This window comes from Streptomyces sp. 2A115 (assembly GCF_052245575.1).
GTDB lineage: Bacteria > Actinomycetota > Actinomycetes > Streptomycetales > Streptomycetaceae > Streptomyces.
In genome coordinates, this window is sequence record NZ_JBQQCG010000084.1 from 1 (window position 1) to 11,932 (window position 11,932).

14 protein-coding genes are annotated in these 11,932 nt (G+C 68.2%); 3 read left to right on the top strand and 11 right to left on the bottom strand.

Features of this window, described 5'->3' with window-relative positions; translation table 11 throughout:
* The 4 genes from ACTWQR_RS44530 to ACTWQR_RS44545 all read right to left on the bottom strand — a co-directional run.
* A partial coding sequence (locus ACTWQR_RS44530) for a glutamine synthetase beta-grasp domain-containing protein (protein ID WP_443233015.1) occupies positions 1 to 184 on the bottom strand: 184 nt, incomplete at its 3' end.
* A gap of 340 nt (positions 185 to 524) precedes the next feature.
* Positions 525 to 1,199 carry a hypothetical protein gene (locus tag ACTWQR_RS44535; protein WP_443233016.1) on the bottom strand — a complete coding sequence of 225 codons (675 nt, stop codon included), beginning with the start codon at positions 1,197 to 1,199 and terminating at the stop codon, positions 525 to 527.
* Positions 1,200 to 1,361: 162 nt separating this feature from the next.
* Positions 1,362 to 2,204 carry a hypothetical protein gene (locus tag ACTWQR_RS44540; RefSeq protein WP_443233017.1) on the bottom strand — a complete coding sequence of 281 codons (843 nt, stop codon included), beginning with the start codon at positions 2,202 to 2,204 and terminating at the stop codon, positions 1,362 to 1,364.
* A gap of 103 nt (positions 2,205 to 2,307) precedes the next feature.
* Positions 2,308 to 2,667, bottom strand: a complete 360-nt coding sequence (locus tag ACTWQR_RS44545) for an arsenate reductase family protein (RefSeq protein WP_443233058.1) — start codon at positions 2,665 to 2,667, stop codon at positions 2,308 to 2,310.
* Between the two features lie 488 nt (positions 2,668 to 3,155).
* On the opposite strand from ACTWQR_RS44545, the gene ACTWQR_RS44550 reads away from it, so the two are divergent.
* Positions 3,156 to 3,464 (top strand): hypothetical protein, encoded by a 309-nt coding sequence (locus ACTWQR_RS44550; RefSeq protein WP_443233018.1) that lies wholly within the window; start codon positions 3,156 to 3,158, stop codon positions 3,462 to 3,464.
* 587 nt (positions 3,465 to 4,051) lie between these two features.
* Entirely contained in the window at positions 4,052 to 4,327 is a 276-nt protein-coding gene (locus tag ACTWQR_RS44555) for a hypothetical protein (RefSeq protein WP_443233019.1), read from the top strand.
* Between the two features lie 41 nt (positions 4,328 to 4,368).
* Here ACTWQR_RS44555 and pspAB read toward each other — a convergent pair whose 3' ends face one another.
* The 3 genes from pspAB to glnA form a co-directional block, all read right to left on the bottom strand.
* Positions 4,369 to 4,956, bottom strand: a complete 588-nt coding sequence (gene pspAB / locus ACTWQR_RS44560) for a PspA-associated protein PspAB (RefSeq protein ID WP_443233020.1) — start codon at positions 4,954 to 4,956, stop codon at positions 4,369 to 4,371.
* Positions 4,957 to 4,958: 2 nt separating this feature from the next.
* Positions 4,959 to 5,879 carry a zinc metalloprotease HtpX gene (htpX, locus tag ACTWQR_RS44565; protein ID WP_443233021.1) on the bottom strand — a complete coding sequence of 307 codons (921 nt, stop codon included), beginning with the start codon at positions 5,877 to 5,879 and terminating at the stop codon, positions 4,959 to 4,961.
* Positions 5,880 to 6,042: 163 nt separating this feature from the next.
* Positions 6,043 to 7,452: a type I glutamate--ammonia ligase gene (gene glnA, locus ACTWQR_RS44570; RefSeq protein WP_443233022.1), complete on the bottom strand. Its 1,410-nt coding sequence runs from the start codon at positions 7,450 to 7,452 to the stop codon at positions 6,043 to 6,045.
* Positions 7,453 to 7,651: 199 nt separating this feature from the next.
* Here glnA and ACTWQR_RS44575 point away from each other — a divergent pair, with 199 nt between their 5' ends.
* Entirely contained in the window at positions 7,652 to 8,119 is a 468-nt protein-coding gene (locus ACTWQR_RS44575; protein WP_443233023.1) for an RDD family protein, read from the top strand.
* A 215-nt stretch (positions 8,120 to 8,334) separates the two neighbouring features.
* On the opposite strand, the gene ACTWQR_RS44580 is transcribed toward ACTWQR_RS44575, so the two are convergent.
* The 4 genes from ACTWQR_RS44580 to lipB form a co-directional block, all read right to left on the bottom strand.
* The gene (locus ACTWQR_RS44580; RefSeq protein WP_443233024.1) at positions 8,335 to 9,036 is read right to left on the bottom strand and encodes a DUF4191 domain-containing protein; all 702 of its coding nucleotides are present in this window, start codon (positions 9,034 to 9,036) and stop codon (positions 8,335 to 8,337) included.
* An 86-nt stretch (positions 9,037 to 9,122) separates the two neighbouring features.
* Complete coding sequence (locus ACTWQR_RS44585; protein WP_443233025.1) at positions 9,123 to 9,323, bottom strand: SCO2195 family GlnR-regulated protein; 201 nt, start codon at positions 9,321 to 9,323, stop codon at positions 9,123 to 9,125.
* A gap of 312 nt (positions 9,324 to 9,635) precedes the next feature.
* On the bottom strand, positions 9,636 to 10,601 hold the full coding sequence (lipA, locus tag ACTWQR_RS44590) for a lipoyl synthase (RefSeq protein WP_443233026.1): 966 nt from the start codon (positions 10,599 to 10,601) through the stop codon (positions 9,636 to 9,638).
* A 361-nt stretch (positions 10,602 to 10,962) separates the two neighbouring features.
* Positions 10,963 to 11,760, bottom strand: coding sequence for a lipoyl(octanoyl) transferase LipB (lipB, locus tag ACTWQR_RS44595; RefSeq protein WP_443233027.1), 798 nt, complete (start codon positions 11,758 to 11,760; stop codon positions 10,963 to 10,965).
* Between the last annotated feature and the right edge of the window lie 172 nt (positions 11,761 to 11,932).

The window sequence follows — 11,932 nt, forward strand, 5'->3', positions numbered from 1 at the left end:
AGGCGACCGGCTTGAGCACGCGGTCGGAGGCGTGACCCTCGGCCTGGTTCGTGGAGGACCCGTCGAAGCCCCAGATCGGCAGCTCGGCACCCTTGGCGTCGTCGGCCATAATCTTCGTCTTCGAACGGAGCTTGGCCGTCGGCTCGGTGCCGTCGATCCAGATGTACTCAGCCTTGAAGGTCACGGGCCTCATCCTTCGGGTGGGTCTCTAAGCGCATTGCGGGTGCTGCGGCGCTGCGGCACTGAGGCGCCGCGGGGGATGCCCGGCAGCCTGTCAACAGGCGATTTCCCGATCATTGCTCGAATGTGAACCCCGTGTTACCTGGTGCCTCTGTGCTGCGACTCACTCGCTGAGAGCGTTCGCACCCGCGATCGCGCGTTGCCACGGAGGTCGCCGTATACAAGGGGTTTGCCGATTTCCGTGGGTTCAGGACGGCGTATCCCCCCCGCACGGCGGGGCGACGATGCCGCTGCGGCACTCGCCCCGCCACGTCCGTGTCCTTCCCGTCAGCCCACCTTCTCGATCAGCCCACCTTCTCGATACGGGCCTTGCGGATCAGGAACTTCCCGGGCTCGCGGACCTCCTCGAACGCCGCGTCGTTCAGAAGCGCGCAGCTGCCGGAGACGGACGTGACCTCCACGGTCGTGGACTTGTCGTTGTCCAGGTTCGTGACCTTCAGTTTCGTACCGGCCGGGAACTGATTGCTGGACGCGGCCGGGGCACCGGCCTCGCCGGAGAGGGTGACGGTGGAACCGGCACACACCTGCTCACCGACGACGGCAGCGTCACCAGCGGGCGCGGAGGCGGCTTGCGAAGGCTGCTCAGCGGGCTCAGCGGGCTCGGCCGGTTCGGACGGCTCAGCCGACGGCTCCTGAGCCGTCCCCGATCCCGATCCCGCCCCCGACTCCCCGACCGCGCACCCGGAGGCCTCCTGCTTCCGCTCGATCTCGGCGATCACCGCTTCCCGGTTGGCGATCCGCGCCTCCGACTGTGCGTCCGGGTTGGCGCGCTGCCCCGCGATGAACTCCTCGTTGTTCCCGAGCGCGGTGGCCAGCCCGTCGCAGACCACCGAGGACTGCTCGGCGGGCGCCGCGTTGGAGGTGGCGGCCAGGGCGAAGGCCCCGCTGCCGGCCACGGCGGCAGCGCTCACCAACAGCACGAGCTTCTTCTTCGGGCCGAGGGTTCTTCTGCGTGACATGTGCGGCTCCTGTCCCCGGCCGCCCCTGTCGGCAGCCGTACGCCGCTATGTACGAGATACCGAACGAGGTTACTCAGCAGTTCACACGAGTCACTTAAGTAACGCAGATCACAAGGGAGTTGAGAGGATGGCGAGGGAATTGACGGCCCCTCAGTCTTCGCCCTAGCTGTCCCCGCCCTGCCCGTCCCCGCCCACTTCCCCCTCCCCGTCCTCGTGCGCCACCACTTTCTCGTTGACGTACTCGAGCAGCCCGGCCGTCTGCTTGGTTATCGCCGCCTCGTCCTTCTCGGTGCCGTCGCCCCACTGTCCGTTGGCGAAGACGACGGACCGTACGGTCATGAGTCGCTGGAACACCCCGGCCGACCCCGGCGGCACGGTCGCCAGTCCCGCCTCCGGAGGCGGATCGAGTGAGACCACCTGATACGTCACCGGATCCATGGAGGCCATCGCGAACACCCGCGAGGCGTCCTCGACCCGCTGGAAACTCAGCACGGCGACCGTCACCTGCGATCGCCGCTCGGCGTCGGTGAACAGCGCGGCCGTGAACTGGGCGCACTCCTCGCCCTGTTCGATGAGTGCGGCGAGCTCCTGGGACATCACGAGGGGGCAGTCGGTGGTGGTGGTCACGTCCACCCGCTCGTACGAGGTCCCGTCCGCCAGCCGCACACTCTTCTCCGGGAAGGCCTGCTCCGGCGTCACGACGGGCCGCTCGAGCAGTGAGGGCAACGAGGAGGGCGCCCCGGACGGCGACTCGATGACCACGGAGGGAACGGGCTTGCCGGAGGTGGTGCCGGTGACGGGCTCCGCCGCCCCCGCGCCCTCTTCGCCGGTGCCGCCCACGTACAACACGACCCCGGCCGCGACAGCCGCCGCGAGGACGACTCCCACCGCGCTCCCGGCCGCGAGCCGGGTCCGCCGTCTCCTGCGCATCCGCTCCTGCTCGGCCACCCACTGGGCGTAGGGATCGGGTGGCCCGTACGACATTCCTTGATCACCGAAGCTCATGGCGGCGGAGGGTAACAGCGGGAGTGCCGTCGGATCCCGTCACCCGACAAAACGTCAACTACCCGTGTAATGACCTATATATCCACCCCTGGAACTATCCGGATCAACGCCCCATGGCATCCCGTACGGCCTCATCCGTACGCGCCACGACAGCGGTTCCGTCCTCCGCTGTGATGATGGGCCGCTGGATGAGGCGGGGATGCTCGGCCAGAGCCTTCACCCATCGCTCCCGCGAACCGGCGTCCCGGGCCCACTCATTCACCCCCAACTCCTTCGCCGCGGCCTCCTGGGTCCGGGTGATGTCCCAGGGCTCGAGCCCAAGCCGCTCCAGGACCTCGCGGATCTCGCCCTCGCTCGGCACGTCCTCGAGGTATCGGCGCACCGTGTACGAGGCCCCCTCCTCATCCAGCAACTTGATGGCGCTGCGGCACTTGGAACAGGCCGGATTGATCCAGATTTCCATGCTCTCCATGCCGCACAAGGTACGCGAAACGCAACGTTTGGGATTGCTCGGCCAAGAGGGGGAGGTCGGCGCCGGCGGTGACCTCGGCCATGCAGGATGCCCCGCTGGTCGTGGTGCCGCCGGCCCGCAAGGCGGCCTGTCTCGAGCGTTATGCCGAGTCCGACAGGGGGGAGGACCGCGCCGACGCTCTCCCACCGCAAAGTGCCCGTGTCGTGGAACGCCGACGTGGCGCGGACGAAGTCATCCACCGCGGACACTGGGGCCGACACATCCGAGTGGGCTCCCACACTGCTCTGTTCGATTTTTTGCCGTCTCACGCACACCTCGCAGACCTTGTGTGACACAGCGCCAATTCCCTTTCCCACCTGGGCCTTTGGTGGACTCTGTGGGCTCCCTGGATGTCAGTGGTGGCCGGTAGACTGGAAGCAGTGTTCGAGGGTGCCGCCGGAGACGCCGGACGGTTCCCTGACCGCGACAGGAGGATGCCTGTGCCCGCTGCCGCACTGAGCCCGCTGCCCACCCAGTCCACGTCGAAGAGGGCGGTTCCGCTCGACCGGCCGTACGAGCCCGTCGAGAAGCGCCCGCTGCCGCCGGGGCGTCCGCGCGACTGGTACATCACGCACAACCGCCGCCTCAAGGCGATGCGGCTCGCCATCGCGCTCCTCGACTCCGGTGTGTACGTGCCCAACCAGGCCCGCAACGAGACGATCCACCGCACGGCCGAACTCATCGGCGTCCATCCGCCGTCGGACACGACCTGCCACATGGTCCGAGCCCTGATGCGGTACGCACGCTGAGTCTCGTCGTCAGTCCCTGGTGCCGGCCGGCCTCTGCGGGCGGCCGGCACTGAGCCCTTCACCGGCGAGCCAGGAGCCCTGAGGCACCGCCGTCTCCTTCGGCGCTCGCGCCGCGGCGATGGCCTCACGCGCCGCTTCCTCCTCCGCCTGGTTTCAGCGAGGTCTGCATCAACTGCCTTCCAAGCTGGGCGAGGTGAGTCATCTCCCTGTCCTCGGCCGCGTGCTTGACCAGCGCGAAAGAGCGCGGCCGCTCTCGGCCGCACCGGCCTCCGCGTCCGCCGCCGCACCGAGCAGGCGCCAGGAAGAGTCACGCGCCTGGTTGGCGGTGGCGAGGTCACTAATAGGCGACGACGAACAGATCACTCATCGGTAGGCGCCCTTTTTGTCAATCGTCGTGCCGATTTTGATCGACTTTAGGGGCTTCCGTGAGCACCCGCACTCGGGTCCGGCCGTTATTCGTTTCCGCCGGACAGGCATCACCCGGCATCCTGAGGGCTACTCTCAACGCACCGACGGGCGGGCGCCCGCCCCTCAGCGCCGCGTCGGACATCTCAAGGTCCCACCACACACGCACAAGGAGACCCGCCATGGGTACCTTGATCATTTTAGCGATCCTCGCTCTGGCCGTCCTCGGCTTCAGCAACCCCGTCTGGTGGCTCGCCGCGGCCGCCCTGCTCTACCTGCACCTCCGGTACGGCCGCACCGGCTCCTCGTCGGCCGGCGGACCCGCGGGTTCCGCTGGCTCCTCCGGGCGCGTGGACAGCAGCTACCGCGCGTACCGCGACCGCCGTGACCGGCAGGCCAGGTGGGAGCGCCGTTACCGTCGCGAGCGGCCCTGGATGAGCCGTCAGAAGGGCAGTTAGCCGCCCCCGGACGGCCCGTCAGCAGCCCGTCAGCAGGGCGGTCAGCCGAGGCCCGGTGCTCCCCAGATGGGGAACCACCGGCCCAGGTCCTGCTCGATGCGCAGGTCGTCCCCGAGTGCCGCCCTGACCTGCAACTCCAGTGCGTTGTCGCGCCGCTCGCCGCTCCCGGGCAGCGGCGCGAACGGGTAGAAGGTGCCGCGCTTGTAGAGATAGACGAGCCCGAGCCGCCGCCCGTCGCCATCGCGGAAACCGACCACCGAGCACAGCAGTTGCGGCCCGAAGCCGCTGCCCTCCAGCGCGCTGTTCACGGCATGCAGATCACTGACGAGCGCGGGCAGATCGTCCGGCTCCCGCCGCGACACCAGCCAGGTGTACCCGTAGTCGTCGCGGCTCACCCCCACAGGTGGGCCCCTCCGCTCGGCGTCCGCGTCCAGCAGCGCCCGCACTTCCTGTCGTACGTCGTCGAAGGCCGCCCCCTCGACGGTCGCGAAGCACACCGAGCCGTGACCGGTCGGCATGAACCCGGCCGCCGCCTCCAGGGTCACGGCGGCCGAGGGCAGCGCGAAGAGCCGGTCGAGGTCGGCCGCCACGGGCTTCGTACGGCCGAGCAGAATGTCCATGAACCCCATGCTCAGTCCGCCTTCCCGGGCGCCGCCGCCTCACCCAACTCGACCGAGATGCGCCCGAGTTGCTCAAGCCGCTGCTCCAGGCTCGGGTGGGTGGAGAAGAACCGCGAGACTCCCGGCTCGGCACCGAGCGCGGGCGTGAAGTAGAAGGCGTTGAACGCCTGCGCCGTCCGCAGGTCCTTCGTCGGAATCCGGGCTATGTCACCCGTGACCTTCGTCAGCGCGGACGCCAGCGCCGACGGCCGCCCGGTGAGCAGGGCCGCGGCCCGGTCGGCGGCCAGCTCCCGGTACCGGGACAACGCCCGGATGAGTACGAAGCTGAGCGCGTAGACGGCTGCGGAGACGGTCATCACGGCCATGAACACGACGGCCGTGTTCTGATCCCTGCGGCCCCCGCCGAAGAGCTGCGAGTAGAAGGCGAACCGCACGATCAGCCCGGCGAGCACCCCGAGGAACGAGGCGACGGTGATCACCGCGACGTCCTTGTGCGCCACATGCGACAACTCGTGCGCCAGTACGCCTTCGAGCTCGTCCGGCTCCAGCCGCCTCAGCAGTCCGGTGGTCACGCACAGCACGGCGTGATCGGGGTTCCGCCCGGTGGCGAACGCGTTGGGCATGTCCAGATCGGATACGGCGACCGCGGGCTTGGGCATGTCAGCGATGGCACACAGGCGGTCGACGACCCCGTGCAGCTGCGGATACTCCTCGCGCTCCACGATCCGACCGTGCATCGCGTACAGCGCGATCCGGTCCGAGAACCAGTACTGCGCGCCGAGCAGCGCCGCCGCGATCACCACGACCAGCACCCAGGACTTCAGCAGCACGATCAACGCCGCCACGAACGCCACGTACAGCAGTCCGAGCAGGAACAGCGTGACCCCCATCCGCACGGTCAGCCGCCGATCGGCCTGGAAACGGCTCTGCATCACGATCACCCCACTGTCGGGCACTCATCCCGATTCCAGTGTGCACCCGGACATTTCCATGAACAGATCCCGATCTGGCCCGCAACCGGCAAAAACGCGGGAACCCCGCCACCGCCCGTGAGGGCGGTGGCGGGGCTCCGTAGAACTACCTGGCTGTCGACGACTACACGTCGTAGTAGAGCTCGAACTCGTGCGGGTGCGGACGCAGCTGCAGCGGGGCGATCTCGTTCGTGCGCTTGAAGTCGATCCACGTCTCGATCAGGTCGGACGTGAAGACGTCACCCGCGAGCAGGAACTCGTGGTCCCGCTCCAGGGAGTCGAGGACACCCGGGAGGGAGGTCGGGACCTGCGGGACGCCCGCGTGCTCCTCGGGGGCCAGCTCGTAGAGGTCCTTGTCGATCGGCTCGGCCGGCTCGATCTTGTTCTTGATGCCGTCGAGGCCCGCCAGCAGCAGCGCCGAGAAGGCGAGGTACGGGTTGCCGGAGGAGTCGGGCGCGCGGAACTCCACGCGCTTGGCCTTCGGGTTGGAGCCCGTGATCGGGATACGCATGGCCGCGGAGCGGTTGCGCTGCGAGTAGACCAGGTTGACCGGGGCCTCGAAGCCCGGGACCAGGCGGTGGTACGAGTTCACCGTCGGGTTGGTGAAGGCCAGCAGCGACGGGGCGTGCTTGAGGATGCCGCCGATGTAGAAGCGGGCGGTGTCCGACAGGCCCGCGTAACCGGCCTCGTCGTAGAACAGCGGGTCGCCGTTCGCCCACAGCGACGAGTGGATGTGCATGCCCGAGCCGTTGTCACCGAAGATCGGCTTCGGCATGAAGGTCGCGGTCTTGCCGTTGCGCCAGGCGACGTTCTTCACGATGTACTTGAAGAGCTGGAGGTCGTCGGCCGCGGCGAGCAGCGTGTTGAACTTGTAGTTGATCTCGGCCTGGCCGGCGGTGCCCACCTCGTGGTGCTGGCGCTCGACCTGGAGGCCGGACTTGCCCAGCTCCAGGGAGATCTCGGCACGCAGGTCGGCGAAGTGGTCGACCGGCGGGGTCGGGAAGTAACCACCCTTGTAGCGGACCTTGTAACCACGGTTGTCCTCGATGGCGCCGGTGTTCCAGGCGCCCGCCTCGGAGTCGATGTGGTAGAAGGACTCGTTCGACTTGGTCTCGAAGCGCACGCTGTCGAAGACGTAGAACTCGGCCTCGGGGCCGAAGTACGCGGTGTCGGCGATGCCGGTCGACGCGAGGTACGCCTCAGCCTTCTTCGCCACGTTGCGCGGGTCACGGGAGTACTGCTCGCCCGTGATCGGGTCGTGGATGAAGAAGTTGATGTTGACCGTCTTGTCGCGGCGGAAGGGATCGACGCGCGCGGTGGACAGGTCGGCGCGGAGCGCCATGTCGGACTCGTGGATGGCCTGGAAGCCGCGGATCGAGGAGCCGTCGAAGGCCAGTTCCTCGGTCGGGTCGAAGGCCTCTGCCGGCACCGTGAAGTGCTGCATCACGCCAGGCAGGTCGCAGAAGCGGACGTCGACGAACTTGACGTCCTCATCCGCGATGAATTTCTTGGCCTCGTCGGCGTTCTGGAACATCCAGCTCCTCCTACTCCCGACCATGTCCGACCGGGGTGGTAGTTCGTTCGTGCGGCCAGTGCGGTGGCACACGCCGAACCCGACTTTAGGGACGGGTGATTTCTCAGGCGTGACCCATTTGTTTCGCCCAAGTTAACCGACCTGGGCCCGGCGGGCCCCTCCTGTCCGTATGCCAAAACGGTCGCAGTACCGTGGACGGGTGGACAACAGGCAAGCAATCGGATCGTGGCTCTCCGGACCCCGCGCGGCCGCGGAGGAAGCCGGTGCCGACTTCGGATACCGCGGCGAGCAGTTGGGGCTGCCCGAGTCGGGCCCCGGGTCGATCGCCCGCCCCGGAAGGCGTCTCGGCGCCCTGGCTGTCGACTGGGGTCTGTGCCTCTTGATCGCATACGGCCTGATCACTGACGGCTACGGCCAGGCGACCGGGAACTGGGCGCTGCTCATCTTCTTCGCGGTGAGCGTGCTGACCGTCGGCACGGTCGGTTTCACCCCGGGCAAGCGCCTGTTCGGCCTGCGGGTACTGGCTCTGGAAACCGGCACCGTCAACCCACTGCGCGCCCTCGTGCGCACGGTCCTGCTGTGCCTCGCCCTCCCGGCCCTGATCTGGGACCGCGACGGCCGGGGCCTGCACGACCGCCTGGCCCGCACGGTAGAGGTACGGATCTGAGCTCGCGCTGAGTGGCCCGCCCCTGCGGGGGAGGTCCACTGCGGGGGAGGTCCACTCAGGGGCGCCCCGAAAGGGGCGCGGGGAACCACGCGAGCAACCACGAGGGACCCGCAGTCGGCAAACTGCAGCACCCCACCCCCAACAAACGCCGAAGGGCGCCCGGAACCCACAGGTTCCGGGCGCCCTTCGGCATCCGGCCAAGCTCAGCGGCAGCGTCACCGCATCTTCGGGCCGCCTCGCGGCATCCGCATCCCCTTGGGCATCGGCCCCTTCGGAAGGGGCATGTTGCTCATCAAGTCGCCGAGGGCGCGCAGCCGGTCATTCGTCGCGGTGACCTGAGGGCCGCTCAGGACACGCGGCAGCTTCAGCATCGTCGTGCGGAGCTTCTTGAGCTCCACCTGGCCCTCGCCCGTGCCGACGAGGATGTCGTGCACCGGTACGTCCGCGACGATGCGGGCCATCTTCTTCTTCTCGGCGGCCAGCAGGCTCTTCACCCGGTTCGGGTTGCCCTCGGCGATCAGAACGATGCCCGGCTTGCCGACGGCCCGGTGCACCACGTCCTGGTTCCGGTTCATCGCCACCGCCGGCGTCGTCGTCCAGCCGCGCTTCATGTTGTCGAGCACCGCCGCCGCCGCGCCCGGCTGACCCTCCATCTGGCCGAAGGCCGCCCGCTCGGCCCGGCGTCCGAAGACGATCGCCGTCGCGAGGAAGGCGAACAGAAGGCCGAGAATTCCGAGATAGACCGGGTGACCGATCCAGAAGCCGATCGCGAGGAAGACACCGAGGGTGACAATTCCGACAGCCGCGAGTACAAGACCGATCATTGAGTCGGCCTTGCGGGTCATCTTGTAAGTCAGGGCGATCTGCTTGAGTCGCCCGGGGTTCGCAGCGTCCGCTGCGGTTTCCTTCCTCGCCATGCTGTGAAGTCTACGTGGCGCGGGAAGCGCCGACGACGGCGGTGCCGGGTCGGCCTTCGCCGCCGGCCTCCGTTGCCGGCCTTCGCTCAGGGGCGAGTGGCGAGCGACTGCTCCAGAACGCGCTGCGCCTCGACCCGGTCCTTGGCACGGCGGCGGTCCTCCAGGACGGAGGTCCAGGCGTTGCGGCGGGCGGTGCGCTGGCCGTTGCTCATGAGCAGAGACTCGACGGCACGGAGTGCATCGGTGAAGGACGGAATCGCTGTGGCGCGTACGGGCGTGGCCTGCATTGTGGAGGTCCCCCCTCGGGATGGCGGCTCTGGCTAGGGATGTACCTGGCGTAAGAGCAGGGTCACTGAATGGTGTTACCAGGGCGTGACCGACCGGTCAAACGCCAATGAAGCCTTGATATGCAGGCCCGAAACACTGACGCGGCCCTGATGTGCCCCCCAGCTGCGGGGACGGTCAGGACCGCGTCGTATTGGCCATTACTGGCCAGTAGGTTCTTGTGCTCAGATTCACACGATTGGTGGCACTCCGTGCCACCGACCATGTCGCGCACTCACTCGCGCGACATGGCGCACATCACGCCGTACGTCGTGTCAGACGGCCTGCGAGGCGACGTACGTGCCTCGCTTCTCGATGGCCATCTGGTAGAGGCGGCCGGCGCGGTACGAGGAGCGGACCAGCGGGCCCGACATGACGCCGGAGAAGCCGATCTGCTCGGCCTCGTCCTTCAGCTCCACGAACTCGTGCGGCTTGACCCAGCGCTCCACGGGGTGGTGGCGCACGGACGGGCGCAGGTACTGCGTGATGGTGACCAGCTCGCAGCCCGCGTCGTGCAGCTGGCGCAGCGCCTCGCTGACCTCCTCGCGGGTCTCGCCCATGCCGAGGATCAGGTTCGACTTCGTGACCAGGCCGTAGTCGCGGGCCTCGGTGATGACCTTCAGCGAGCGCTCGTAACGGAAGCCCGGGCGGATGCGCTTGAAGATCCGCGGGACCGTCTCGACGTTGTGCGCGAAGACCTCGGGGCGCGAGGAGAAGACCTCGGCCAGCTGGTCCGGCTCGGCGTTGAAGTCGGGGGCGAGGAGTTCGACCTTGGTGCGGCCGGCCTCGCGGTTCGCGGTCTGCGCGTGGATCTGGCGGACCGTCTCCGCGTACAGCCAGGCGCCGCCGTCTTCGAGGTCGTCGCGCGCGACACCCGTGATCGTCGCGTAGTTCAGGTCCATCGTGACGACGGACTCACCTACGCGGCGCGGCTCGTCGCGGTCGAGGGCCTCGGGCTTGCCGGTGTCGATCTGGCAGAAGTCGCAGCGCCTCGTGCACTGGTCGCCGCCGATGAGGAACGTGGCCTCGCGGTCTTCCCAGCACTCGTAGATGTTGGGACAGCCCGCCTCCTGGCAGACCGTGTGCAGACCCTCGCTCTTCACGAGGTTCTGCATCTTGGTGTACTCGGGACCCATTTTCGCCCGGGTCTTGATCCACTCGGGCTTGCGCTCGATGGGGGTCTGGGCGTTCCGGACCTCCAGGCGCAGCATCTTGCGTCCGTCGGGTGCGACTGCGGACACATCGGCTCCCTGTAACTTCGATTCTTCGGCGTACACCAGGGTACGCCCGTGCCGTTCTCGGTCCCCGTGGTGGGCAACCTTCGGGAACGGGGGTGCATTCCCGGGGTTTTTCGCCCCCGCCGCCCCTACCCGTCCCATCCTTCTGGGGCTCCGCCCCAGACCCCGTCGTGGGCCGGCCCCCGAACCCCCGCTCCTCAAACGCCGGAGGGGCTGAATTTCGCTGAACCAACCAGCCCAGTCCAGGCATCTTCAGCCCGTCCGGCGTTTGAGGACGAGGCCGTTCAGGCCGAAGGGGGGCTGGGGGCGCAGCCCCCAGGGATGGGATGGGCCGGGTAGGGGCGGCGTGGGCGAAAACAACTCCCTACGCCGACACCCGCTCAACCTCCCGCGGCTGCAACTCCGCATTCTCCAGCACATCCCGCAGATGCCGCTCCACCACGGGCAGGACCTCCGCGATGGTGACGTCGCGGCCCAGTTCGTACGCGAGCGACGTGACGCCCGCGTCCCGGATCCCGCAGGGGATGATCTTGTCGAAGGACGAGGTGTCCGGATTCACGTTGAGGGCGAAGCCGTGCATGGTGACGCCCTTGGCGACGCGGATACCCACCGCGCAGATCTTGCGGTCCTCGCGACGCTGCCCCGCGTTGGAGGGCGCGTACTCGGGCCCGTTGAGCCGTGGGTCGAACTCCTCGTCGACGAGCCGCGGGTCGATGTCGAGGGAGAGGCCGCCGAGGGAGGGGCGCTGCTCCACCGGATCGCCGAGGACCCAGACGCCCGCCCGCCCCTCCACCCGGCTGGTCTCGATGCCGAACTCCGCGCAGACGCGGATCATCGCCTCTTCGAGCCGGCGGAGATGGGCGACCACGTCCACCGGACGGGGCAGCTTCTGGATCGGGTAGCCGACGAGCTGACCCGGACCGTGCCAGGTGATCTTGCCGCCGCGGTCCACGTCGACGACGGGCGTGCCGTCGAGGGGGCGCTCGTTGTCCGCCGTGCGCCGGCCCGCCGTGTAGACGGGCAGGTGCTCAAGCAGCAGGCAGGTGTCGGGGATCTCGTCCTGGAAGCGGGCCGCGTGCACACGCCGCTGCTCGTCCCAGGCCTCCTGGTACTCGACGGCGTCCGCACCGAAACCCATCCGGACGAACCGCAACTCACTCACGGCAAACGCCTCCCTGGAAGCACTGGATACATTCATGAGGCACGTAACGCGCCCACGCCACTGTACGTCCGGCCGATGCCCGTCAGCCCTGGGGGCAATCCTCACACGATCGGATGAATGCGTGTCGAAGTGTGCGATCGCACGCTTACAGACCGCTACATTCGCGCCGTTC

Coding starts and splice junctions, on each gene's coding strand:
- ACTWQR_RS44535 (WP_443233016.1), bottom strand. CDS start 1,199: ATGTCACGCAGAAGAACCCTCGGCCCGAAGAAGAAGCTCGTGCTGTTG.
- ACTWQR_RS44540 (WP_443233017.1), bottom strand. CDS start 2,204: ATGAGCTTCGGTGATCAAGGAATGTCGTACGGGCCACCCGATCCCTAC.
- ACTWQR_RS44545 (WP_443233058.1), bottom strand. CDS start 2,667: ATGGAAATCTGGATCAATCCGGCCTGTTCCAAGTGCCGCAGCGCCATC.
- ACTWQR_RS44555 (WP_443233019.1), top strand. CDS start 4,052: ATGGGTACCTTGATCATTTTAGCGATCCTCGCTCTGGCCGTCCTCGGC.
- pspAB (WP_443233020.1), bottom strand. CDS start 4,956: ATGGGGTTCATGGACATTCTGCTCGGCCGTACGAAGCCCGTGGCGGCC.
- htpX (WP_443233021.1), bottom strand. CDS start 5,879: ATGCAGAGCCGTTTCCAGGCCGATCGGCGGCTGACCGTGCGGATGGGG.
- glnA (WP_443233022.1), bottom strand. CDS start 7,452: ATGTTCCAGAACGCCGACGAGGCCAAGAAATTCATCGCGGATGAGGAC.
- ACTWQR_RS44580 (WP_443233024.1), bottom strand. CDS start 9,036: ATGGCGAGGAAGGAAACCGCAGCGGACGCTGCGAACCCCGGGCGACTC.
- ACTWQR_RS44585 (WP_443233025.1), bottom strand. CDS start 9,323: ATGCAGGCCACGCCCGTACGCGCCACAGCGATTCCGTCCTTCACCGAT.